22 protein-coding genes are annotated in these 24,604 nt (G+C 70.3%); 21 read left to right on the plus strand and 1 reads right to left on the minus strand.

All coding sequences use genetic code 11. The features are described 5' to 3' along the window. The first annotated feature begins 217 nt into the window (after positions 1-217). From rpsD to aroB, 21 genes are all read left to right on the plus strand, one after another. Complete coding sequence (gene rpsD, locus VIM26_RS03075) at positions 218-844, plus strand: 30S ribosomal protein S4 (protein ID WP_331948856.1); 627 nt, start codon at positions 218-220, stop codon at positions 842-844. Between the two features lie 135 nt (positions 845-979). After that, positions 980-1,348, plus strand: a complete 369-nt coding sequence (locus VIM26_RS03080) for a DUF948 domain-containing protein (RefSeq protein ID WP_331948857.1) — start codon at positions 980-982, stop codon at positions 1,346-1,348. Then, positions 1,345-1,725, plus strand: a complete 381-nt coding sequence (locus VIM26_RS03085; protein ID WP_331948858.1) for a hypothetical protein — start codon at positions 1,345-1,347, stop codon at positions 1,723-1,725. The genes VIM26_RS03080 and VIM26_RS03085 overlap by 4 nt, the downstream gene beginning before the upstream one ends. Before the next feature lie 58 nt (positions 1,726-1,783). Further along, positions 1,784-4,528, plus strand: a complete 2,745-nt coding sequence (gene alaS, locus VIM26_RS03090) for an alanine--tRNA ligase (RefSeq protein WP_331948859.1) — start codon at positions 1,784-1,786, stop codon at positions 4,526-4,528. A gap of 1 nt (position 4,529) precedes the next feature. After that, positions 4,530-5,042, plus strand: coding sequence for a Holliday junction resolvase RuvX (ruvX, locus tag VIM26_RS03095; protein ID WP_331948860.1), 513 nt, complete (start codon positions 4,530-4,532; stop codon positions 5,040-5,042). 83 nt (positions 5,043-5,125) lie between these two features. Beyond that, positions 5,126-6,280, plus strand: coding sequence for an endolytic transglycosylase MltG (gene mltG, locus VIM26_RS03100; protein WP_331948861.1), 1,155 nt, complete (start codon positions 5,126-5,128; stop codon positions 6,278-6,280). Beyond that, complete coding sequence (locus tag VIM26_RS03105) at positions 6,277-7,140, plus strand: shikimate dehydrogenase (protein ID WP_331948862.1); 864 nt, start codon at positions 6,277-6,279, stop codon at positions 7,138-7,140. Before mltG ends, VIM26_RS03105 begins: the two co-directional genes overlap by 4 nt. 171 nt (positions 7,141-7,311) lie before the next feature. Continuing rightward, complete coding sequence (locus VIM26_RS03110; protein ID WP_331948863.1) at positions 7,312-8,982, plus strand: GspE/PulE family protein; 1,671 nt, start codon at positions 7,312-7,314, stop codon at positions 8,980-8,982. 123 nt (positions 8,983-9,105) lie between these two features. After that, positions 9,106-10,410 (plus strand): type IV pilus twitching motility protein PilT, encoded by a 1,305-nt coding sequence (locus tag VIM26_RS03115; RefSeq protein ID WP_331948864.1) that lies wholly within the window; start codon positions 9,106-9,108, stop codon positions 10,408-10,410. Next, complete coding sequence (locus tag VIM26_RS03120; RefSeq protein ID WP_331948865.1) at positions 10,410-11,645, plus strand: type II secretion system F family protein; 1,236 nt, start codon at positions 10,410-10,412, stop codon at positions 11,643-11,645. The genes VIM26_RS03115 and VIM26_RS03120 overlap by 1 nt, the downstream gene beginning before the upstream one ends. A 176-nt stretch (positions 11,646-11,821) precedes the next feature. Continuing rightward, the gene (locus VIM26_RS03125) at positions 11,822-12,223 is read left to right on the plus strand and encodes a prepilin-type N-terminal cleavage/methylation domain-containing protein (RefSeq protein WP_331948866.1); all 402 of its coding nucleotides are present in this window, start codon (positions 11,822-11,824) and stop codon (positions 12,221-12,223) included. Positions 12,224-12,339: 116 nt separating this feature from the next. Then, positions 12,340-13,977: a hypothetical protein gene (locus VIM26_RS03130; RefSeq protein WP_331948867.1), complete on the plus strand. Its 1,638-nt coding sequence runs from the start codon at positions 12,340-12,342 to the stop codon at positions 13,975-13,977. After that, entirely contained in the window at positions 13,974-14,576 is a 603-nt protein-coding gene (locus tag VIM26_RS03135) for a prepilin-type N-terminal cleavage/methylation domain-containing protein (RefSeq protein ID WP_331948868.1), read from the plus strand. The genes VIM26_RS03130 and VIM26_RS03135 overlap by 4 nt, the downstream gene beginning before the upstream one ends. A 4-nt stretch (positions 14,577-14,580) precedes the next feature. Further along, a complete protein-coding gene (locus tag VIM26_RS03140) occupies positions 14,581-16,113 on the plus strand; it encodes a hypothetical protein (RefSeq protein ID WP_331948869.1) in 1,533 nt (510 codons plus the stop codon). A 45-nt stretch (positions 16,114-16,158) separates the two neighbouring features. Then, on the plus strand, positions 16,159-16,932 hold the full coding sequence (locus VIM26_RS03145) for a prepilin peptidase (protein WP_331948877.1): 774 nt from the start codon (positions 16,159-16,161) through the stop codon (positions 16,930-16,932). Between the two features lie 97 nt (positions 16,933-17,029). Next, positions 17,030-18,082 carry a type IV pilus assembly protein PilM gene (gene pilM, locus VIM26_RS03150; RefSeq protein WP_331948870.1) on the plus strand — a complete coding sequence of 351 codons (1,053 nt, stop codon included), beginning with the start codon at positions 17,030-17,032 and terminating at the stop codon, positions 18,080-18,082. After that, a complete protein-coding gene (locus tag VIM26_RS03155) occupies positions 18,079-18,768 on the plus strand; it encodes a fimbrial assembly protein (protein ID WP_331948871.1) in 690 nt (229 codons plus the stop codon). The genes pilM and VIM26_RS03155 overlap by 4 nt, the downstream gene beginning before the upstream one ends. Position 18,769: 1 nt before the next feature. Further along, positions 18,770-19,504, plus strand: a complete 735-nt coding sequence (locus VIM26_RS03160) for a hypothetical protein (RefSeq protein WP_331948872.1) — start codon at positions 18,770-18,772, stop codon at positions 19,502-19,504. Positions 19,505-19,629: 125 nt separating this feature from the next. Beyond that, positions 19,630-20,820, plus strand: coding sequence for a chorismate synthase (aroC, locus tag VIM26_RS03165; protein WP_331948874.1), 1,191 nt, complete (start codon positions 19,630-19,632; stop codon positions 20,818-20,820). 150 nt (positions 20,821-20,970) lie between these two features. Beyond that, complete coding sequence (locus VIM26_RS03170; protein ID WP_331948875.1) at positions 20,971-21,504, plus strand: shikimate kinase; 534 nt, start codon at positions 20,971-20,973, stop codon at positions 21,502-21,504. Positions 21,505-21,630: 126 nt separating this feature from the next. After that, positions 21,631-23,316: a 3-dehydroquinate synthase gene (gene aroB / locus VIM26_RS03180; protein WP_414696434.1), complete on the plus strand. Its 1,686-nt coding sequence runs from the start codon at positions 21,631-21,633 to the stop codon at positions 23,314-23,316. Positions 23,317-23,660: 344 nt separating this feature from the next. Here the strand turns inward: aroB and aroD are convergent. After that, positions 23,661-24,604, minus strand: a 944-nt coding sequence (gene aroD, locus VIM26_RS03185; protein WP_331948876.1) for a type I 3-dehydroquinate dehydratase, incomplete at its 5' end; no start/stop codon positions are given.

A 24,604-nucleotide genomic window follows, 5' to 3' on the forward strand; every position in this document is an offset into this window, starting at 1 on the left:
GGCGGGGGCGGGGAGGCGGAGGGCGGGGGTGCGGTAAGATTCTCGGGTTGTCCGGCGGGGGTTCGTCTCCCACCGGCGACAACCTGGGGCCTTAGCCGCGCGAGAGCGGACCAGCGGACGCACAGTCCGTCGGTCGCGATCAACGCATTGGTCGGCCCCACGCCCGCCGGGACTCCTTGCGCGGGTGTGACGTCCACAACGACAGGAAGTATCGCTAGTGAGCAGTGTGACCCGTTCGCGCCGTCAGGTGCGTCTTTCCCGCGCCCTGGGCCTGGCCCTCACGCCCAAGGCCGTCAAGCACTTCGAGAAGCGTCCCTACCCGCCCGGCGAGCACGGCCGCGCGCGTCGCCGCACCGAGTCGGACTACGCGGTCCGCCTGCGCGAGAAGCAGCGCCTGCGCGCCCAGTACGGCATCCGCGAGAAGCAGATGGCCCGCGCCTTCGAAGACGCTCGCAAGGAGAAGGGCCTGACCGGTGAGGCCCTGGTCGAGCTGCTCGAGACGCGTCTCGACGCGCTCGTCCTGCGCTCCGGCTTCGCCCGCACCATCCTGCAGGCGCGCCAGATCGTCGTGCACCGTCACCTGCTGGTCGACGGCGAGATCGTGGACCGCCCGTCGTTCCGCGTGAAGCCGGGCCAGACCATCCAGGTCAAGCCGAAGAGCCAGGGCACCGTCCCGTTCCAGGTCGCCGCAGCTGGCGCCCACCGCGACGTCCTGCCGATCGTGCCGCCGTACCTGGAGGTCCAGCTCGAGAAGCTGACCGCCGTGCTGACGCGTCGCCCGAAGCGCGTCGAGGTCCCCGTGACCTGCGAGGTCCAGCTGGTCGTCGAGTACTACGCCCGCTGATCCAGTTCTGAACCGCAGCGCCCCGTTCCCAGCCGTCACCGGCAGGGGGCGGGGTGTTCGCGTATCCGGGTAAGGTTTCAGGCGGTTCGCCGGGCGTCCAGGCAGGGCGTTCCGCAACGTTCGTGGAGGAGAAACATGTCGGTGGGAGACCTCGCGGGTCTGATCGGGGCGGTCGCTTTCGTCTTTCTCGTGGGCGCGCTCGCGCTCCCGCTCGTCAAGCTGGGTCGGGTGCTCGACGAGGCCCGCACCTCGGTCCGGGAGCTCACCGAGCACTCGGTGCCGATCCTCGACGAGACCGCATCGACCGTCGCCTCGACGAACGCCCAGCTCGTCAAGGTCGACACCATCACCACGGCCGCCGCGCAGGTGAGCGAGAACGTCTCGGCGCTGACGTCGCTGTTCGCCGCGACCGTCGGCGGCCCGATGGTCAAGGTCGCCGCGCTCTCCTACGCGACCCGACGCGCCTTCGGCGGCCTGGCGGGCCAACGCCGGACGTCGAAGTGAAGCGCCTGTTCTGGATCGGGATCGGCGCCGTCGCGACGGTGATCGTGATCCGCAAGAGCAGCGCCCTGATCGAGGCGCACACCCCGCCCGGCGTCGCCCGCGCCGCGGGGATCGTCGGCGGGCTCGGCGGGGCCCTGCGTCACGCGCGCTCGGAGTTCTCCGCCGGCCTGGCCGAGCGCGAGGCCGAGCTGCGCCACGACCTGCTCGGCGACGTCGACCTCGACGAGGCCCGCAAACGCACCGACGAGTGGCGGGCCCAGCGAGCCGGCAGCTCCGGGCCCGGCCACCGCTCGCCGTCGGGCACCGAGCGCCGTCGCCATCGGGGCGCCGAGCCCCAGGACGACGACGACGGCGAGCTCGGGTACTCGTTCTACTGACCTCTGCACCCCCCCGCACTCGCCGCACCCTTCGCGAACGACCGACTTTGAGGTAGACATGCGCACCGCCGAGATCCGCCAGCGTTGGCTCGACTTCTTCGAGAGCCGCGGCCACACGGTCGTGCCCTCGGCCTCGCTGATCTCCGAGGATCCCTCGCTGCTGTTCACCGTCGCCGGCATGGTGCCGTTCATCCCGTACATGGTCGGCGAGCGCACCCCGCCGTGGCAGCGCGCGACCAGCGTGCAGAAGTGCGTGCGGACCCTCGACATCGAAGAGGTCGGCAAGACCACGCGGCACGGCACGTTCTTCCAGATGAACGGCAACTTCTCCTTCGGCGACTACTTCAAGGAGGGGGCGATCCGCTTCGCGTGGGAGCTGATCACCACGCCCCAGGCCGACGGCGGCTACGGCTTCGACCCCGAGGTCCTCTGGGTCACCGTCTATCACGACGACGACGAGGCGTTCGCGCTCTGGAAGGACATCGCGCACCTGCCCGACGAGCGCATCCAGCGTCGCGGCAAGAAGGACAACTACTGGCACACCGGTGCCGCGGGCCCGGCGGGGCCGTGCTCGGAGATCTACATCGACCGCGGCCCGGAGTACGGCGCCGAGGGCGGTCCGATCGTCGATGAAGAGCGCTACATCGAGATCTGGAACCTGGTCTTCATGCAGTACGCGATCGACGAGGTCCGCGGCAAGGAGGATTTCCGGATCGTCCGCGAGCTGAGCCAGAAGAACATCGACACCGGCATGGGCCTCGAGCGCGTCGCGTTCCTGCTCCAGGGCGTGGACAACCTGTACGAGATCGACGAGGTGTTCGGTGTCATCCTCGCCGCGCAGGAGCTCTCGGGGCGTACCTACGGCGCGAACCACGACGACGACGTGCGCATGCGCGTGGTCGCGGACCACGTGCGCTCGGCGCTCATGCTGATCAGCGACGGCGTCGTGCCGTCCAACGAGGGTCGCGGCTACGTGCTGCGCCGGCTGCTGCGCCGCACGGTGCGCTCGATGCGGCTGCTCGGCGTCGAGGGCAGGACCTTCCCCACGCTGTTCCCCGTCTCGCGCGACGCGATGGCGGGCTCCTACCCCGAGGTCGCCACCACGTTCGAGCGCATCAGCCGCGTCGCGTACGCGGAGGAGGAGGCGTTCGCGCGCACCCTGGTGTCCGGGACCACGATCTTCGACGCCGAGGTCGTCGCCGCGAAGCAGGCGTCAGCGTCAGCGTCGGTTGTTGCCTCTGTAGCGATCACGGCAAGTGGGACCGTCGCGCCCGGCGCGACGCCGCTGCTCACCGGCGAGCAGGCGTTCACCCTGCACGACACCTACGGATTCCCGATCGACCTGACTCTGGAGATGGCCGCCGAGCAGGGCGTGGCCGTGGACGAGAAGGCGTTCCGCACCCTGATGCAGGAGCAGCGAACGCGGGCGCGCGCCGACGCGCTCGCGAAGAAGACCGGGGCGGTGGGCACCCAGGCCTACCAGAAGCTGCAGCGCGAGCTCGCGGCGCCGGTCGAGTTCCTCGGGTACACCGAGCAGACGGCGCGGGTCCGCGTCGAGGCGCTGCTGGTCGACGGCGTGCCGGCCCCGGCCGCGACCGCACCCGCCGACGTCGAGCTCATCCTGGACCGCACGCCGTTCTACGCCGAGGCGGGCGGCCAGCTCGCCGACCAGGGCACGCTCCAGCTCGACTCCGGCGCGACGATCGAGGTCGACGACGTGCAGGCGCCCATCAAGGGCATGTCCGTGCACCGCGGCCGGCTCGTGGACGGCACCCTCACGGTCGGCGATTCGGGCACCGCGCAGATCGACGTCGAGCGCCGCAAGGCGATCAGCAAGGCGCACTCCGCGACCCACATGGTGCACAAGGCCGTGCGCGAGGCGCTCGGGGAGACCGCGACGCAGGCGGGTTCGGAGAACGCCCCGAGCCGCATCCGGTTCGACTTCCGGCACGGCGCGGGCCTGCCCGCGGGCGCATTGCAGGAGATCGAGGAGCGGGTCAACACCCGGCTTTCGGAGGACCTCGAGGTCACCGACCAGATCATGACGCTCGACGCCGCCCGCGCCTCGGGCGCGATGGCGCTGTTCGGCGAGAAGTACGGCGACCGGGTCCGGGTCGTCTCGATCGGCGGCGAGTGGTCCCGCGAGCTGTGCGCGGGCACCCACGTGCGCCGCTCCGGCCAGCTCGGCCTGGTCACGCTGCTCGGGGAGTCCTCGATCGGCTCCGGCGTCCGGCGCGTCGATGCGCTCGTGGGCGACGGCGCGTACGGCTTCGGCGCCAAGGAGCACGCGCTCGTCGGCCAGCTGACCGGCCTGCTCAACGTGCGCACGGACGACCTGCCGGACCGCGTCAGCGCGCTCCTCGGCCGGTTGAAGGACGCCGAGAAGGAGCTCGCCGGGATGCGGCAGGCCCAGCTGCTCGGGGCCGCGGCGGACCTGGCGGACCGCGCGACGACGTCGGGCGACGGCGTCCGGGTCGTGGCGCACGACGCCGGCGAGGTCGCCTCGGCGGACGACCTGCGGGCGCTCGCGCTCGACATCCGCGGGCGGCTCGGTGAGTCCGAGCCCGCCGTCGTCGCGATCGGCGGCGTGAGCAAGGACCGCCCGCTCGTGGTCGTCGCGACCAACTCTGGCGCGCGCGGCCGCGGCATCCGGGCAGGGGCCCTGGTGCGCACGGCGTCGAAGGTGCTCGGCGGTGGCGGTGGCGGCAAGGACGACCTGGCGCAGGGAGGTGGCACCGACCCCGCCGCCCTCGGCGGCGCCCTGGCCGGTATCGCGGCGCAGGCCGGAGCGGGCAAGGCCTGACGTGGGCGAGGCGGCGGACGACACGGCGACGGCCCTGGTGCGGGGAACACGCCTCGGGGTCGATGTCGGCACGGTGCGGGTCGGCCTGGCGACGAGCGACCCCGACGGGCTGATCGCCACGCCGGTGCAGACCCTCGCCCGCCGCTCGTCGCTGTCACGGATCGTGCGCGAGGTCGGCGAGCGTCGTGCCGCCGTGGTGTACGTCGGCCTGCCCATGCACCTCTCGGGGGCCGAGGGGGCGTCGTCGGAGGCCGTGCGCAGCTATGCCGACCTGCTCGCGACGGCGATCGCGCCGGTCGCGGTTCGCCTTGTCGACGAACGAATGAGTACGGTATCCGCACACCGTGCGCTGCACGAGTCGGGACGATCCGGACGGACCCATCGTCAGGTGATCGACCAGGCCGCAGCCGTGGTGATCCTGCAGTCGGCCCTGGAGACGGAGCGCGCGACGGGCGTGCGCGCCGGTGAGCCGGTCCAGGTCGATTCCCCAGCGGGCGAGATGACGGAGCGGTGAGGGTGCGAGGCGAGAAGTCCGAAGGGCGTCACACTGGAACCGGTATGCAGTGGCCCGCGATGAAGGACGGAGGGGCGACGACCGTGAGCGAGATCTTCGCGGACCCGGATCCGCGCGCGAGCCTGCCCCCGACGGAGGTCTCCCGCTCGGGTCGTCGCGGCGCGGGCAAGGCGGCAAAGGCCGCCAAGCGGCGCAAACGCCGTCGGCGCAACTTCGTGGTTGTCGTCGCCCTGCTGCTGCTCGCCGGGGCGGCGTACGTCGTCGTCGGTTTCCTGGCGCCGTTGTTCGACGGCGCGTCGTCCGCGAAGAACGGGGTCAGCGACTACCCGGGTCCCGGTCACGGGACCGCGCAGGTCGTGGTGAGCCCCGGTGAGACGGGTACCGCTATCGGCGCTGCGCTGGTCAAGGCCGGTGTGGTCGCCACGCAGGACTCCTTCACCTCCGCGCAGTCGGCGAACCCCCATGGCGCGTCGATCCAGTCCGGCACCTATGAGCTCAAGCTCGAGATGAAGGCGTCCGACGCGGTGACCGCCTTGCTCGACGCGAAGAAGCGCGTCTCGTACACGGTGACCGTGCAGGAGGGACTGACCGCTTCGCAGATCTTCGAGAAGGTCTCGTCCGTCACGACGATCCCGATCCCGGACCTCAAGGCGGCCGCGAAGGGCAAGGCGATCGGGCTGCCGGCCGAGGCCGGCGGCAACGCCGAGGGCTGGCTGGGTGCGGCGACGTACTCCTTCGAGCCGAAGTCGACCGCGACCCAGATCCTCAAGCAGATGGTCACCAAGACGATCTCCGAGCTCGACGACCTCTCCGTGCCGGCCAACCAGCGCGAGAAGGTGCTGATCAGGGCCTCGCTCGTCGAGCGCGAGGGACGCCTGCCGCAGGACCTGCCCAAGATCGCCCGCGCGATCGACAACCGGCTGGGCCGCGAGATGCCGCTGGACATCGACTCCTCGCTCGCCTACGGCCTCGGCCGACCCGGCACCGGCCTGACGAACGCGGACAAGAACTCGAACAGCACCTACAACCTGTACCGGGTGACCGGCCTGCCGCCCTCCCCGATCGCGTCGCCCGGGCCGAAGGCGATCGCCGCGGTGCTCTCACCGGCGATCGGCAACTGGCTGTACTGGGTCACCGTCAATCTCGACACCGGCGAGACGCTCTTCGCGGACAACCTCAACGACCACAACGCCAACGTGCAGAAGCTGCGCGCCTGGCAGGAGAAGCACCCCGGGTGAGCCCGACCGACCTCACCGGGCGCCGCGCCGCGGTGCTCGGGCACCCCATTGCCCATTCCCTCTCGCCGGCGCTGCACCTGGCGGCGTACGACGCCCTCGGACTGGCCGGCTGGCGGTACGACGCGCTGGACGTGACCTCGGAGCAGCTTGCCGACTTCGTCGCGGGGCTCGACGGGTCGTGGGCGGGCCTGAGCCTGACGATGCCGCTCAAGGCGACCGTGCTGCCCATGCTCGACCACATCGAGCCGCTCGCCGAGGTGGTCGGCGCGGTGAATACCGTGCTCGTCCAGGCCGGCGGCGCTCGCCCCGTGCTGGTCGGGGCGAACACCGACGTGTACGGCATCGTGACCGCGCTGCGCGAGCGGCTGCCGGCGACCGCCGGTGTGCGCCGGACCGCCGCCGTGCTGGGGGCCGGGGCGACGGCGGCGTCGGCGCTCGCCGCGCTCGCCCAGCTGGGCTGCCCGACGCCGGTGGTCTACGTCCGCTCGATGGCGCGGATCGGCTCTCTGATGCGTGCCGCGCACCGGATGGGCGTCGAGCCGCACTACCGGCTGCTCGACCGGGCGGGCGACGAGCTCGTCGACGCGGATCTGATCGTCTCGACGCTGCCCGCGCACGGGGCCGACGACCTCGCCGCCGTCGTCGCGGCGGGACCTGAGGTGACCGGGGTGCTGCTCGACGTCGCCTACGACCCCCGGCCGACGGCGCTGGGCCTCGCCTGGGAACGGGCCGGGGGAGCCGCCGTCGGCGGTGAACGGATGCTGCTGCACCAGGCGGTCGAGCAGGTCAGGCTGATGACCGGGCGGCTCGCGCCGTTCGAGGCGATGGAGCGCGCGCTGCTTGCTGGACTCGACGCGTAGCAGCTCCCCGGAACGGACCGTGCCTGACGCAGGAATAGTCGCCCCACTGCGGCGTCCCGCGTCCCTGCGCACGTGGATCCCCCCTTTTGACCTGCGGCAACTCCTACGTAGTGCCACCCACCTGCCGATGAGATTTGCAGGACAGGCGGGGCACAAGACGAGAGGAAAGCCGTGAAGCAGCTCGGGGAGATCCTCATGGACGAGGGGCTCGTCACGGAGGGGCAGCTGATGGCGGCCCTCGACGAGCAGACGATCCGGGGGCTGTCGCTGGGACGCACGTTGGTGGAGATCGGGATCCTGACCGAGTCCCAGCTCGTGCAGGCGCTGGCCAGCCAGGTCGGCATGGAGTTCATTGACCTGGACGAGTACCCGGTCGATCGCCTGGCAGTGGGTCAGGTGCCGGCGGCGCTCTGCCGGCGGCACGTGGTGCTGCCCATCGCGATCGAGGGCGGCTTCCTCGTGCTCGCGTCGGCGAACCCGGGCAACGTGGTCGCCGTCGACGACGTGCGAACGATGTCGGGGATGCCGGTGCGGACGGTCGTGGCCACGCACGACAACCTGATGCGCGCGATCGACCGGTACTGCCGGTCCGACGGCGAGATGGAGGACCTGTCCTCCGCGTTCGAGGACGAGGACAAGGGCGAGCCCGACCTCGCCCGGGTCGGCAACTTCGTGGACAGCGACGCGCCGATCGTCCGCTTCGTGAACCTGCTGGTGACGCAGGCGATCACCGACCGTGCCTCGGACATCCACATCGAGCCTGCGGAGAACGACCTGCGGGTCCGTTACCGGATCGACGGCGTGCTGCACGAGACCCAGCGCGCGCCGAAGCAGATCCAGAGCGGGGTGATCTCGCGCGTGAAGATCATGGCTGACATCGACATCTCCGAACGGCGCAAGCCCCAGGACGGTCGCATGTCGATCGTGCACGAGCGCCGCAAGATCGACCTGCGCGTGGCGACCCTGCCCACCGTGTGGGGCGAGAAGATCGTGATGCGAATCCTGGACAACTCCACGGCCAGCCTCGACCTGCGCGACCTGTCGTTCCTCGATGAGAACTACGAGGTGTACCGGGCCTCCTACACCAAGCCCTACGGGATGATCCTGGTCACCGGCCCGACGGGATCGGGCAAGTCGACCACCCTGTACGCCACGCTGAACGCGGTCTCCCGGCCCGAGATCAACGTGATCACGGTCGAGGACCCGGTCGAATACCGCCTGGCGGGGATCAACCAGGTGCAGGTGAACCCCAAGGCGGGCCTGACGTTCGCCGGTGCGCTCCGCTCGATCCTGCGATCGGACCCGGACGTGGTGCTGCTGGGCGAGATCCGTGACCACGAGACCGCGCAGATTGCCATCGAGGCCGCGCTGACGGGGCACCTGGTGCTCTCGACCCTGCACACGAACGACGCGCCGAGCGCCATCACGCGGCTCATCGAGATGGGCATCGAGCCGTTCCTCGTCGGCTCGGCGCTGGACGCCGTCGTGGCCCAGCGCCTCGCCCGCAAGCTGTGCGAGAAGTGCAAGCAGCCCTACGAACCAACCGAGGTCGAGCTGGCCGCGTGCCGCTTCCCGTGGCAGCCGGGCGACGAGATCCCGATCCTGTACAAGGCGGTGGGCTGCGTGACGTGCTCCAAGACGGGGTACCGGGGACGCATCGCGCTGCACGAGGTGATGCGGGTCACCGAGGACATCGAACGGCACGCCGTCGCGCACTCCTCGAGTGCGGACATCGCCCGCACCGCACGTGAGGAGGGGATGGTGCCGCTGCGCGAGGACGGCTGGCGAAAGGTCGGCCTGGGACTGACCTCCATCGAGGAGATCCTGCGGGTCGTGAACTGACGTGGTTTCCCTCAAAACCCAGGTCCTGGGAGTCGATAGAAAGACGAGGGTGCGTGCCGCACTCCCGGCGCCGACCATCTGGCGCGAATGCCGTGGGTCTGACCGAGATGTGGAGACGGAACCGTGAGCGAGTTGTTCCCGTCGGGCGCTGGCCCGAGCAAGACCCCCGCGCCGCGCACGGGGCAGACCTACCCGCCCGTGCACGGCGTCGCCCCGTTGCGAACCGTCGCCGCCCAGGCGCCGCCGTCGCCACCCGTGCCCGGGCGCCGGGTCGGCATGAGCGCCAGCTTGGAGGTCTCCGACGTCCAGCTCGATGCGGCGCTGCGGGCCATGGTGATCGCCGGTGCGTCCGACCTCCACCTGACCGTGCACTCCACGCCGATGATCCGGCTGAACGGCGCTCTGCAACCCCTCGAGGGATTCGGCGTGCTCGAGGCGGAGTCGCTCCAGCGGAGCCTCTACGCGATCCTCACCCAGCGCCAGCGCGAGACGTTCGAGGCCGAGCTGGAGTTCGACTTCGCCTACGCGCTGCGCGGTGAAGCCCGCTTCCGGGTGAACCTGTACCAGCAGCGGGACTCCCTGGGCGCGGCATTCCGGGTCATCCCGTACGAGATCAAGCCGCTCGAGGAGCTGGGCATGCCGCCCGTCGTCGGGACGTTCGCCGGCCTGCCGCGCGGACTGGTGCTCGTGACGGGCTCGACCGGCTCGGGGAAGTCGACCACGCTCGCCGCGATCGTCGACCTCGCGAACCGCACCCGCACGGACCACATCATGACGGTCGAGGACCCGATCGAGTTCCTGCACCGGCACAAGAAGTCGCTGATCAACCAGCGCGAGGTCGGGACCGACACGCACTCGTTCGCGAACGCGCTCAAGCACGTGCTTCGCCAGGACCCCGACATCATCCTGGTCGGGGAGATGCGCGACCTCGAGACGATCTCGGTCGCACTCACCGCCGCCGAGACCGGGCACCTCGTGTTCGCGACGCTGCACACCCAGGACGCGGCGCAGACGATCGACCGGGTGATCGACGTGTTTCCGAGCCATCAGCAGGCGCAGGTGCGCACCCAGCTCGCGGGCGCCATCCAGGGCGTCGTGTGCCAGACGCTGTGCAAGCGGGCCGACGCGCCCGGTCGAGTCGTCGCCACCGAGGTCATGATGGCCACCCCCGCCATCCGCAACCTCATCCGCGAGGGCAAGACGCACCAGATCTACTCGTCCATGCAGGCGGGTGCGCAGCACGGCATGCACACGATGGACCAGCACCTCGCCGAGCTGGTGAAGTCCGGAAAGATCGCGTACGAGTCCGGGCTCGAGAAGTGCCAGCACATCGAGGACTTCAACCGGTTGACCGGTCGGTTCTCCGGTGGGTCGCAGGGCGCGGCGGGTCTCGGCGGCGCCAACGCATTCCCGCTGCAGGCGTTCTGATGGCCGCCGAGCCGACGACCAAGATCTATGAGTACGCGGTCCGCAACCGGTCCGGAAAGCTCATCAAGGGCCGCCTCGAGGCGCACAACCAGGCCGCGGTCGCCAACCGGCTGCAGATCATGGGGCTCGCCCCGATCTCGATCGGCGAGGTGCAGAGCTCCGGGATGTCGCGGGAGATCAAGATCCCCGGGTTCGGCGACAAGATCACCCTGAAGGACCTGGCCATCCTCGCGCGTCAGCTCGCGACGATGATCAACGCGGGTCTCTCGCTCATCCGGGCGTTGGGGATCCTGGCGGAGCAGACCGAGAGCAAGCCTCTGGCCCGCGTGGTCGGTCAGGTCCGGGTGGACGTGGAGACCGGCTCGGCGCTGTCGGTGGCGCTCGCCAAGCGAACGGACGTCTTCCCCCCGTTGATGATCAACATGGTCAAGGCAGGTGAGATCGGGGGCTTCCTCGACCAGGTGCTGAACTCGATCGCGCAGAACTTCGAGGCGGAGGTCAAGCTGCGCGGCAAGATCAAGAGCGCCATGACCTACCCGGTGATGGTCTTCATCATGGCGATTCTGGCCACGGTCGGCATGCTGCTCTTCATCGTGCCCGTCTTCGCGTCCATGTTCGACGGGCTCGGCGGCCAGCTGCCGTTGCCGACCCGCATCCTGGTGATGCTGTCAGCGGTCATGAAATGGGCGGCACCCATTCTGCTCGTGGCGTTCATCGCCTTCTCGTCCTGGTGGGGCAAGCACAAGAACGACCGGGGGGTCCGCGAGCGGATGGACCCGATCAAGCTCAAGGTGCCGATCTTCGGCATGCTGTTCAAAAAGATCGCGGTGTCGCGCTTCACGCGCAACTTCGGCACGATGATCCACGCCGGGGTCCCGATCCTGCAGGCGCTGGACATTGTCGGCGAGACGAGCGGGAACATCATCATCGAGCGCGCCGCGCGGGACGTGGGCGAGTCGGTCCGGCGCGGGGAGTCGCTGTCGGGACCGCTGTCGAAGCACGCCGTGTTCCCCCCGATGGTCGTGCAGATGATGGCGGTCGGGGAAGACACCGGTGCGCTGGACACGATGCTCGAGAAGATCTCGGAGTTCTACGACCAGGAGGTCGAGGCGACTACCGAGGCACTGACCTCGCTCATCGAGCCGCTGATGATCGCGATCATCGGCGTCATCATCGGCGGAATGATCATCGCGATGTACATGCCGATCTTCAAGATCTTCGACCTGATCGGCTGACCTGCACCGGACCCGAACGGTCGCACCCTGATCGGGTGAACGCCCGCGCCGGTGCCCCCGGATCCCTCAATCCAGCCCCGGTCCGGCCGATGTGCTCCTCGAAGGTAACCGCCGGTCCGCACCGGTACTCCACAGCGACAGCATCCATCCTCAGCTCGACCCGAACGGAGCCCCCAATGATCGCTCGAATTCGAAAGTCCATGGACGAGAAGGAAAAGGGATTCACCCTTATCGAACTCCTCGTCGTCATCATCATCATCGGCATCCTTGCCGCGATCGCGATCCCGGTCTTCCTCAACCAGCGCCAGAAGGGTTGGGACGCTGCCGCGAAGTCCGACCTGAAGAACATGGCCACGGCCGAGGAGACCGTTCTGACGGACACCAGCACCTACAGCTCCGTGCTCGCCGACCTCACCGCCGCGGGCTTCAAGCCGTCCGTCGCCTCGGTGGACGCGCACGCCGCCGTCGGCACCGGTGGGACGAAGTACGTCCTCACGGTGTGCTCGAAGTCCAACTTCTCCTGGAGCTACGACAGCGACGCCGGCATTCCGGTCAAGGGTGCAGCCTGCGTCTTCTGACCGGCCCGCGGATGTCTGAGATAGCCGCCTAAGGAAGGAGCGGGACGGAAGGGATCTCACCCTTTCGTCCCGCTCCTTCGACCCGGACCGACGAGTCACCATCGAGAGGAGGGGCTGTGATCAACCGACTGCGTGCACGACGTCGTCTCGGCGGCGACGCCGGGTTCAGCCTCATCGAGGCCGTGGTTGCGCTGCTGATCGCGGGCGTCATCTTCGGCGCGCTCGCGACGACGCTCATCGTGTCCGTCCAGGCGTCGCTCTTCGGCCGGCAGAACCAGCAGGCCACCGACTTCATGACGCGCGAGGTCGAGAACCTCCGGGCGCTGAACTTCGGGTCGCTGTCCAACGTCGCCACCGATGTCGCGGGCGACACGCGCCTGGTCAGCTCAGGCTGCGGCGCGCCGAAGTGCCTCTCGGTCGATGGCGTCCTCGAACCGGTGCTGACCGCGACCGCGGGCGGCGTCAACCCGCACACGACCGTGCTGAACAACGCTGAGACGAACCTGACCGCGTTCACCGTCTCGCGCTACATCACCCAGATGGCGGACCAGCCGGTCGGCCAGGCCCGGCGCGCCACGGTGTACGTCACCTGGCAGAGCAAGGGGGTCCTCAAGACGAGGTCCATGTCGACCGCGATCGCCTACACCCAGCGGGGGCTGCCCCTGCCGGTGTTCAAGCTCGACCTGCCGGTCGCGACGCACACCGTCAATCAGAGCGGCTCGCTGGACTACACGCTCACCCTGACGAACCAGGGCGCCACCGACCGCTGGAATCTCGCCCTGACGGGCGCCACGACCGGCTGGAGCCTGTACGGCGACACGGTCCCCGCCGACGGCTACCTCGACACGAGCATCGATCATCCGCTGACCGACACGACGGGCGACGGCATCGTCGACACCGGGCGCATCGATCCGAGCACGACGTTCCGGTTCTTCCTCACCCACCTCACCTCTCCGACCGAGGCGCTGGGCACGACGGTGCGGACGGTCACGGCGACGTCGGTCGGGCAGCCCACCGCATCCGGGGCCGCGAAGTCGGTCGTCGCGACCGCCATCGTCACCTCGGGCGCGGTCATCCCGCCGCCCCCGCCGCCGCCGGTGGTCCCACCGGTCACCACCGAGACCACCTGCGCCGCGGCGACCGTCGAGACCCCGAATGCCATGCGCGCGGGCTACACGCAGCAGCAGTACGTCGTGCACAACGACGGCGTCGGCGACACGACCCTCCAGCCGCAGATGTACTTCAACTCCGTGGCGGGGGACGAGCCGATCCTGGCGCACTTCTCGACGGACGTCAGTGCCACCGCCACCGGGCGGGTGATGGCCCCGACCGGGGCCGCCGCGCCGACCGCCGCTGCCGTGATCGCGCTGACCGGCGGCCAGAAGTACGCCGACTGGGCGCTGCAGTACGGGGCCAAGGTGAAGGCCGACGGGACCGGCGTGCTGCACCTGTGGGCCGCGCGGTCCGGAGGCACCGGGGCGACCGTGCCGATCAAGGTCGTGCTCTACTCCGCGACCGGGAGCGCCACCGGGCTGACCCGAACGGTGCTCGCCGAGAAGGACGCGACGCTCGGGACCCTCACGTGCGCAGGCTTCCAGGAGTTCTACGTCAAGCTGCCGGACGTCGTCGACAAGCAGATCGTGAAGAACGGCTGGCTCGGCGTCCGGGTCGTCACCTGGGGAGCGGACTCGGTGCGCCTCGGCTACGACGTCGCCACGCAGTTCCCGGCGACGTTCACGATCGGGATCAAGTGACCGCGTACTTCAGGCGCGTGCGAGCCAAGGCCGCGCGCGGGGACCGCGGGGTCACCCTGATCGAGCTGATGGTGACCATGCTGCTGCTCGCCGTGGTCTCCTCGCTGGTGGTCTCGGCCGTCATCCAGGCCACCCGCGTGCTGACCCACACGGACGACGAGGAGAAGGGCCTGGCGGACGCCAAGGTGATCCTCGACCGGCTCGGCAGGGACATCCGCGAGTCCCGCGCGGCGGAGTGCGACGGCGGTCTCGCGGACCTGGGTGATCCGCTGAGCGGCGACCCGGGTTGCGTCGCCCATCTCCAGCTCTGGATCGACTCCAACTCGGACTACCTGCGCCAGGCGAGCGAGGTCGTCACCTGGCGGCTGCAGAAGAACCCCGTCGACAACCACTTCGACGTCTGGCGGACCGCCGGTACCGGCGGCATTGCCCACCGCCAGGCTTCCTCGCTGATCGTGCGGCTCGCCTTCACGTACGACACGGGCAGTGCGGCAACCGCGCGACAGGTGAACCTCAAGATGAAGTACGACTCGATCGTCGGGCGCGGCGCAGCCCCGCGCTGGGTCGCGTTCTCCGCCCGGCTACGTAACAAGGGATAGGGCCATGATCCGCTGGATTCGTCACCAGGTCCGGGCGCGAGCGGCCGGCGACGGCGGCCTCGGCCTGATCCTTATCATCGGGATCTCGCTGTTCGTGTTCGTGCTCGCGGCCACCGCGACCGCACTGGCCGTCAACGGCGTCTCGCAGAGCAGGCAGCGCAACGGCTACGAGACCTCTCTCGCGCTCTCCGAGACCGGCGTCGACCGGGTGCTGTCGGAGGTCCAGGGGGCCTACACCTCGCGCAACGCGGACTACCCCGCCCCCGGGCCGGTCTCGGCCGTCGAGCCCACGCGGTGGTGCGCCGGCACGGCGGTGAGCTTCCCGTCCAGCGGCGAGGGCGCCGGCGGGATCTTCACGACCGAGAATGCCGAGCGGTCCTGGGCCCGCGCCCAGCTGCTGGCCGTGGTCGCCTCGGGGACGTGCACCCAGGCCGGTGACGGCGGCCAGTACGTCGTCCTCAAGCCGGTCTCGACGAACGTCAAGTACGGGCGCGTCTACGCGCTCTCCGCCATCCCGTCGTTCGCCAGTCCGAAGTCGCGGACCCGGCTCATCAAGTCGGAGTACGTGTTCATGCCGTACCGCCCGGCGCACGCGATCCTCACCAACGGGCCGCTCGCGATCTCGTCGAGCACGACCGTCACCGCCGCCTACGGCATCGACCCGAAGGAGGCGACGGTGCACTCGAACTCCACCGTGACCGGCACCGGTAACCCGTCGGTCTCGGGCCTCGTGTCGAGCACCGTCGGGTCGACGTTCTCCTCGAACAACTTCGCCCTCAACCCCGGCGGCACGGTGACCCAGACGGCCGCCGAGGCGATCCCCGCGGTCAGTGCGCGCACCTTCTACGACGGGGCCGCGACCAGCGACGCGGCCGCCGTCGTCGACTGGTACGACCTGTGCAGCACGACGGTCGCCGGCGTGGTCGACGGTTCGGTCCGCCCATACTCGGCGGCCGGCCCCTGCACGTCGGCGACCTCGATCGGCACCGCGACGACGTCCCAGCAGGTCCGTGGCTGGACGTTCGACAGCTCGAGCCGCACCTGGACCGCGACCAACAACGCGCTCAGCGGGACCTACTACGCGTACCACGGCAACATCGACGTCGGCCCCGGCAACACCGTGTTCCCCCGGATGACCCTCGTGGCCGAGGCCGAGAACGTCGCGAACTGCGCCTCGAAGGCCTACGGGAACATCAACTGGGACCACTTCACGCTCTCGACCCCGGCTTACCACAACCTGTGGATGTTCGCGGACACCGACATCGTGACCCATGCCAACTTCAGCGCGGGGAGCGTCGGCCCGCCGGTGGTCAGCGGGATGTTCGTCGCGGGCGACCAGATCCAGCTGGAGACTTCGAGCGCCGGCGCCGTCGGCGCGGTCGTCTCGGCGGACAAGTGCCCGACCCCGAGCGGCTCGGGCGGCCTGATCACGACGTCGGAGGTCAAGAACCCCGCCGTCTACTTCGACCCCAACTCCGACGCGCCGTTCAGCAGTGTCATCACGACGTCGCTCTGGCTTGACTACTCTGGCGGATGACCGCAGGGGGTTGGAGCTGACGTGTCCGTCGAAACTGTGTTCCTCATGTGTTTCGTGCTGCTGCTCGGCCTTGCGGTCGGCTCGTTCCTCAACGTCGTCATCTGGCGCGTGCCACGTCGCGAGTCGATCGTGGCGCCGCCGAGCGCCTGCCCGGTGTGCGGCCACCCGATCCGCCCACGTGACAACGTGCCCGTCCTGTCGTGGCTCGTGCTGCGGGCCCGGTGCCGGGACTGCAACGCGCCGATCTCGCGGCGGTACCCCCTGGTCGAGGCAGGTACCGGGCTGATCTTCGTCCTGGTCGCCTGGCAGTTCGGCCTGACGTGGGACCTCCCGGCCTTCCTCTACCTCGCGGCCATCGCGGTGGCCCTGGCCATGATCGACCTCGACGTGCATCGGCTTCCCGATGTGATCGTGCTGCCCGCCTACGGCGTCGGCCTGGTGCTGCTTGCGCTGGCGAGTGCCGACCCGGGTGGGACCGCTGACTGGGGCGCCCTGGTGCGCGCGCTGATCGGTGGGGCTGGGCTGTTCGCCATGTACTTCCTGCTTGCCCTCGTCTACCCGGCCGGGATGGGCTTCGGGGACGTGAAGCTCGCAGGCGTGCTCGGCCTCTATCTCGCGTGGATCGGCTGGGGTGCGCTGGTCGTGGGCGCGTTCTCGGCCTTCCTCGTCGGTGGTGTCTTCTCCATCGCGCTGCTCGCAGCCCGTCTCGCGACCCGTAAGTCCGGGATCCCGTTCGGGCCGTGGATGCTCGCCGGAGCCGCGATCGGGATCGCGGCGGGGGAGCCGATCTGGTCGGCCTACCTTGGCCTGATGGTCTGACCGCGCGGGAACGCTTCGCCCCTGTCCCCGCGAAGGCTAAGAACTGCTCGGTGACGCCCGATAGGCACAGTGGAAGTCATCGAGAGGGGACGGCACTGTGGCGACAACCCGCGTGGTGGGGCTCGACATCGGCACGACGGCGGTGCGGGCAGCCGAGCTCGAGTTCAGCGGCGGTGGCTCCGCCCCCAAGCTCCTGCATATCGACCAGGTGCCGCTGCCGCTCGGTGCGGTGCGCGACGGCGAGGTCGCCGAGCCCAGCACCGTCGCCACCGCCCTGCGCCAGCTTTGGCAGGAGGCCGGCTTCAGCACGAAGAACGTGGTGATCGGCGTCGGGAACCAGCGCGTCGTCGTGCGCGAGCTCGACCTGCCGTGGATGCCGCTCGCGCAGATCCGGGCGTCGTTGCCCTTCCAGGTGAAGGAGCTCCTCCCGATGTCGACGGACGAGGCGCTGCTGGACTACTACCCCACCGGTGAGTACGAGACGGACATCGGCCGCACGTTCCGCGGCATGCTCGTCGCCGCGCAGCGGGACACCGTCAACGCGAACGTGCTGGCGGTCGAGGGTGCCGGCCTGCACGCCATGATGGTCGACCTCAACGGGTTCGCGCTGCTGCGCGCCATCGTGCGTGGCGAGTTCGCCGACCAGACGGTCGCCCTGGTCGACATCGGCGCGAGCATCACGAACGTCGTGATCTCGGCCAAGGGCGTGCCGCGGCTCGTGCGGACCCTGCCGTCGGGCGGGCTGAACGTCACCACCGCCGTCGCGAGCGCGCTGGGCATCGCCGCCGCCGAGGCCGAGACGGTCAAGCGCGAGGTCGGTATCGGGTACTCCATCGGCCCCGAGCATGCCGAGGCCGCCGAGGCGATCAGCGGGGTGACCCGCATGCTCGTCGAGTCGGTCCGCAACACCTTCGTCTACTACGCGGGCAACAACCCGGGCGCAGGCATCGACGTGGCGATCCTCACGGGCGGTGGCGCTCATCTGCCGGGGTTCGGGCAGTTCCTGTCGAGTGCGAGCCGGCTGCCGGTGACGCTCGGTGACCCGCTGTCGGGGCTCAGGATGGCCAAGACCGTCGACCGCGCGAGCCTGAATGGATCCGAATCGTTGGTCGCCATGTCGGTCGGCCTGGCCTTTGGAGTTGCCGCATGACCGCCCTGCTCGCACCCCCGAAGACCCGGAGCACCGCGCTCGGCCCGGCGCGCCCGCAGGTCAACCTCCTGCCGCCCGAGGTGCGCGCCGCGCGGGGGTTGCGCAAGGTCAAGCACTGGCTCGGGATCAGCCTCGTGGTCACGGTGGTGGTGTGTATCGGGGTATTCGGATTCGGGCTGGTGTCCGTGTCCCAAGCCAACACCGAGCTCGGTGTGGCGCAGAACGAGACCGCCCGGCTCAACCGCGAGACGACGAAGTACGCCGAGGTCCCGAAGGTCCTCGACGCGCTCGGGAAGGTGCGGACGGCGCGCGCGTTGGGCATGTCCACCGAGGTGAGCTGGAAGCCGCTGCTCGAAGCGATGGGGGCGGTCCTGCCCCGCGGCGTGAGCATCGACAAGCTCAGCGTCAGCGGCGCCACGCCGATGGTCGAGGCGGAGGCGCCGACCGACCCGCTCCAGGCGGTGAGTGTCGGAAAGATCGCCTTCACCGCGCGATCCGCCACGCTCCCCGACTCGGCCGCGTGGATGGATGCGCTCGATTCCGTCCCCGGGCTGTCCGACTCCTTCGTGTCCGCGGCAACCGTGGCCTCGGAAGGCGCCAGCACCTACTACGTGGTCCAGGCGACCGTGCAGTTCACCGACCAGGCGTACGCCGACCGGTTCGCCGCGACCGACGGGACCAAGTGACATGAACGGCGCCAAGAAGAGCACCTGGATCGGCGGGACGGTTTTCGCCGCGCTCGCGATCATGGCCGCGGCGTGGTTCCTGGCAATCGCGCCGACCTTCTCGACCGCCTCGCAGGCGCGAGACCAGGCCTCAGCGACGCGGCAGCAGAACGACCAGCTCTTGGTCAAGATGACGACGCTCAAGGCAGACTTCGCCAGGTTGCCCGAGTACCAGGCTGACCTGGCGGCAATCCGGCTCCAGGTCCCCGCCGACGCGCAGCTCGCGGCGTACATCCGTCAGGTGACGGCGGTCGCCAAGGCGCGCTCGGTCACCATCACGGCGATCTCGGCCGGTACGCCGGTGACGTTCGAGCCACCTGTCCCCGTCGTCGTCGCGGCACCCGCCGCCGCCCCCACGTCGACGACAGGCGAAGCCTCGCCCGCCCCCGCCACGGAGCCGGTGGCGACCGTGCCCGCCCCGAGCGCGCCCGTCGCTTCCGGGCCGGCCGCACCCCTCGGGTTCACGACGATGCCGCTGTCGATCACCGTGATCGGTTCCTATGCGCGCACGATCGCATTCCTTGACGACGTGCAGAAGTCGACGCCCCGTCTCTTCCTCGTGGCGGGACTCGCCGGCACCGCGCTGACGCAGTCCGACGCCAACGGCGGCAAGCCGGCGACGTCCGTCGGTGACCAGGAGCTGACGATCACCGGCTTCGCCTACGTTCAGCCGGACCCGGTCGGAGCCACCTCCTAGACGCGCGGCGCCCGGTCCACCACCTGGGCGCCGCGTCTTCACCGCGCACCCGCGCGGCAAAGTCCCGCCGGTCCACGACGCGGGCGCCGCGTCTGCATCGGTCACCCGCGTGAAAAGATCCCACCATGCTGCGTTGGTTGACTGCTGGTGAGTCGCACGGTCCGTCGTTGGTCGGGATCCTCGAGGGTCTCCCCGCGGGGGTCGAGATCACCACGAAAGAGGTCCAGGACGCGCTCGCGCGCCGCCGGCTCGGCTACGGGCGCGGGGCGAGGATGAAGTTCGAGCAGGATGCGGTGCGCATCCTCGGCGGGGTGCGGCTCGGACTCACCCAGGGCGGTCCGATCGCGATCGAGATCGGTAACACCGAGTGGCCCAAGTGGGTCGACGTCATGTCGCCCGACCCGGTCGACCCCGCGCTCCTCGATCGCGCGCGGAACGCGCCGCTGACCCGCCCGCGCCCCGGGCACGCCGACCTCGTGGGCATGCGCAAGTACGCGTTCGACGACGCGCGTCCCGTGCTCGAGCGCGCGTCCGCCCGCGAGACCGCGACCCGCGTCGCGCTCGGCACGCTCGCCGCGCACTTCCTCGAGCAGGCCGCGGGGATCCGCCTGGTCTCCCACGTGGTCGCGATCGGCCCGATCGCGGCGCCGGACGACGCCGCCCTGCCGGTGCCGGACGACGTCGGCCGCCTCGACGCGGACCCGGTGCGCTGCGCGGACCCGACGACGTCGGCCGCGATGGTCGCCGAGATCGACGACTGCCAGAAGGCGGGGGACACCCTCGGAGGGGTCGTGGAGGTGCTCGCGTACGGACTCCCGTCCGGGATCGGCAGCTACGTGCATTCCGACCGACGCCTCGACTCGCGCCTCGCGGGCGCACTCATGGGCATCCAGGCGATCAAGGCCGTCGAGGTCGGCGACGGCTTCCGCACCGCGACGCGGCGGGGCTCCGCCGCGCACGACGAGATGGAGCGCGACGCGGTGACGGGCGTGATCCGGCGCCGGTCCAACCGCGCGGGCGGCATCGAGGGTGGCATGTCCAACGGGGAGATCCTGCGCGTGCGCGCCGCGATGAAGCCGATCTCGACGGTGCCGCGTGCGCTCGCGACGGTCGACACCGCGAGCGGCGAGCCGGCGAAGGCCCAGCACCAGCGCTCGGACGTCTGCGCGGTGCCGCCGGCCGCCGTCGTCGCCGAGGCGATGGTCGCCCTGGTGCTCGCCCAGGGGCTGCTCGAGAAGTTCGGCGGAGACTCGGTCAGCGAGGTCTCCCGGAACCTGCGCACCTACCTCGACGCGATCCCCGAACTCCAGCGCTGACCCCCCGACTTGTCAGCCGTTGCGCGGTCCCTGGCCCGCGCTGAGGCTGACACTTCAATGGCCCCCCGACTTGTCAGATCGTGCGCGGTCCGTGGTGCGCGCTGAGGCTGACAGGTGGGGGTTGGTTGTGCTGACGCGTACGCTCCGGGCGTGCCAGCCAACCCTCACGCGCCCAAGGTCGTCCTCGTCGGTCCGCCCGGCTCCGGCAAGTCGACAGTCGCGCGCGCGCTCGGCGAGGCGCTCGGCGTCGCGGTCCGCGAGTCCGACACCGACGTCGAGCGCGCCGCCGGAAAGCCGATCTTCGAGATCTTCGTCGATGACGGTGACGCGCGGTTCCGTGACCTCGAGCGCGAGGCGGTCCTCACCGCCCTCGCCGTGCACGACGGCGTCCTCGCGCTGGGCGGAGGCGCGGTGCTCGACCCGGGCGCGCAGGACGCGCTCGCGGCTTATGCGGCGCTCGGCGGAGTCGTCGTCTTCCTCGATGTCTCCCTCGCCCACGCCTCTCCGCGCGTCGGGTTCAACCAGGCGCGACCGCTCTCGATGGGCAACCCCCGCTCGCAGTGGCAGAAGCTGATGGAGGCGCGCCGGCCGGTGTACCGCCAGGTCGCGACCCGCGTGGTCGACACCGACGGACGGACCCCCGCCGAGGTCGCCCAGGAGATCCTCGACGCACTCCAGGCGTGAGGCGCTCGGCTCGTTTCGCCTGCTAAGCACCGCCGGTGCCCGGATCGGGCCGACGGTAATGTACCGGGCGTGCCAATCACGCCTAGCTCCCCGGCCACCCGTCCGCGCGCCGTCCTCGTCGGCCCGATGGGCTCCGGCAAGACGACGGTGGCTCGCGCCCTCGCCGCCGCGATGGGCGTGCGCGCCCGGGACACCGACGACGACATCGCGCGCGCCGCCGGCCGGTCGATCCCCGAGATCTTCTCCGCCGACGGCGAGGCCCATTTCCGCGAGCTCGAGCACGCGGCGGTCATGACGGCTCTCGCGGAGCACGACGGCGTGCTGGCCCTCGGTGGCGGCTCGGTGCTGCACCCGCAGACGCAGGACGCGCTGGCGCAGTACGCGGCCGATGGCGGCATCGTCGTCTTCCTCGACGTCTCCCTCGCGCACGCCGCGCCGCGCGTCGGGTTCAACCAGGCGCGCCCGCTGCTGATGGGCAACCCGCGCGCGAAATGGCAGGAGCTGATGGAGGGCCGTCGGCCGATCTACCAGCAGGTCGCGACCATGGTGGTCGACACCGACGGCCGCACGCCCGCCGAGGTCGCTCGGGAGATCACGGCCGCCGCGGACACGGCCGCCGCGGAGCGAACCGCGAACCGCGAGCCGCTCGAGCCCGAGGGTCACGTCACGCGCGACGCGACCGCGACCCGCGTGGTGACGGTGAAGGGTGAGCGGACGTACGACGTCGTGATCGGCCGGCGCCTGCTCGGCGAGCTTCCTCGCCTGCTCGGCGACGGCGTGCAGCGGGTGCTGATCATCTGCCCCGCAGCGATGTCGGCGTCCGCGGAGGCGGTCCGCGAGGACCTGGTGGCCCAGGGCTACGAGGCGCTGCTCGCCGAGGTGCCCGACGCCGAGGGCGCCAAGACCCTCGAGGTCGCCGGGTTCTGCTGGCAGGTGCTCGGCCAGTCGAACTTCACGCGTTCGGACGCGATCGTCTCGCTCGGCGGCGGTGCAACGACGGATGTCGCCGGGTTCATCGCCTCCACCTGGCTCCGCGGCATCAAGGTTGTGCACATCCCCACGACCCTGCTCGGCATGGTCGACGCGGCCGTCGGCGGCAAGACGGGCATCAACACCGCCGAGGGCAAGAACCTCGTCGGCACGTTCTACCCGCCCGCCGGCGTGCTGTGCGACCTCGCGTCGCTCGAGTCCCTGCCCACGTTCGACTTCGTCGCGGGGCTCGCCGAGGTCATCAAGTGCGGGTTCATCGCCGACCCGCGCATCCTCGAGATCATCGAGGCCGACCCGACCGGGATCGTGGCGCGCGGCGGCACCCTCGCCGAGGGCGCGGCGGGGGAGGACGTGCTGCTCGAGCTCATCGAGCGGTCCATCGCGGTCAAGGCACGCGTCGTCGGGGAGGACCTGACCGAGCAGGGCCTGCGCGAGATCCTCAACTACGGACACACCTTCGGGCACGCGATCGAGCACGTGGAGCGCTTCGCCTGGCGCCACGGCGCGGCCGTCTCGGTGGGCATGGTGTTCGCCGCGGAGCTCGCCCGGCTCGCGGGCCGCCTGTCCGACGACGTCGTGGACCGGCACCGCGCGATCCTCACCGCCGTCGGGCTCCCGGTGACCTACCGCGGTGACAAGTGGACGCAGCTGTTGTCCGCGATGCGGCGCGACAAGAAGACCCGCGGCGACCTGCTGCGCTTCGTCGTGCTCGAAGACATCGCCAAGCCGTCCTCCCTCGAGGGCCCCGATCCCTCACTCCTGGCAGCGGCGTACGCCGAGGTCAGCGAAGGCGCCGTCACCAGCACCGCGATCTCGCTCTAGCCCAGGTGACCCGGCCCGGCCCGGGACGCCATCGAGATGGGAGTTGTTGTCCTCAGATCGCGAAAATACGACAACGACTCCCCGTTCGCGGCGCGAGCGCGTGGGCGGCCGGCCGAGGCCGTCGGTGTCGATGCCGGGCCGCGGCCGTCAGCGTCGACGGCGGGCTCGACCCTTAGCACCGCGGGTGGACGGGCTCAGTGCAGCGCTCTGTGCATCCAAAGTGCAGTGAATGAGGCGTTTTGGTGCACTTTCGCTGCACTGAGGGCTGCACGGAGGGCTGCACTGAGGTCGAGCCGGCCGGCTGCCCCGGACAACGACTCCCATCTCGCGGAGTCCGGCCAGTCCTATCGGTTCGCGTGGATCAAGGCCAGCACGCGGGCCACGGTCTCGAGGTCGACCTGACCGGGCGCCGAGGTCGCGCCGACGGCCGCGAAGGTCAGCGCCGAACCGAACACCTCGCCGGCGAGGCGGGTGATCACGCCGTCGCCGCCCATCGACATCGTGATGATCGGCACCTCGGCGTAGGTGCTGGCCATCGTCCAGGTGGCCTCGAGCAGCGCGAGCACGTCCCGCGGGCTCGTGGGCGTCACGGCGAGCTTGGGCAGGTCCGCGCCGAGCTCCTGGGCCCGGCGCAGCCGGGCGACGAGCTCGGCGGCCGGAGGTGTCGCGGCGAAGTCGTGGCTCGAGACGATTGCGGCGACCGCGTGCGCGTGCGCGGACGCGACGACCGATCGCACGGCCGCCTCGGACGTGAACAGCTCCACGTCCACGACGTCGACGAACCCGCTGGCGGACGCCCGCTCGATCAGCGCGACGTACTCGGCCTCGGGCAGCTCGCGCCGGCCACCCTCGCGCGCGCTGCGGAAAGTGAAGACGAGCGGGATCTCGCCGAGCCCGCGACGCAACGCGTCGAGTGCGCTCAGGACCGCCGCCGGGTCGGTGACCTCGTCGAAGAAGTCGACCCGCCATTCGACCAGGTCCGGCCCGGCTGCGGACGCCAGGGCGGCCTGCGCCACGAGCTCCGGATGCGTGCGCGCGGTGACCGGAACGCAGACCTTCGGCATGCCTTCGCCCAGCACGACGTCGCGCACCGTGACCAGTCGGATGCTCATGAGGTTCTCCTTGTTCTTGCAGGGGGTCCACAGCTCGAACGCCACCGCACCCTGCCAGAGCATCATGCCAAGCCCGGCCGGGGCGAGACGGCAGGCACCCTCGGCGACGGCGCAGTGGCCCCACCGATAGCCCCCAAGAAACCCGCAACGTCCGAGCGTTGACGTCCTATAGGACG

It is taken from the genome of Pengzhenrongella sp. (assembly GCF_036565025.1).
Classification (GTDB): Bacteria; Actinomycetota; Actinomycetes; order Actinomycetales; family Cellulomonadaceae; genus Pengzhenrongella.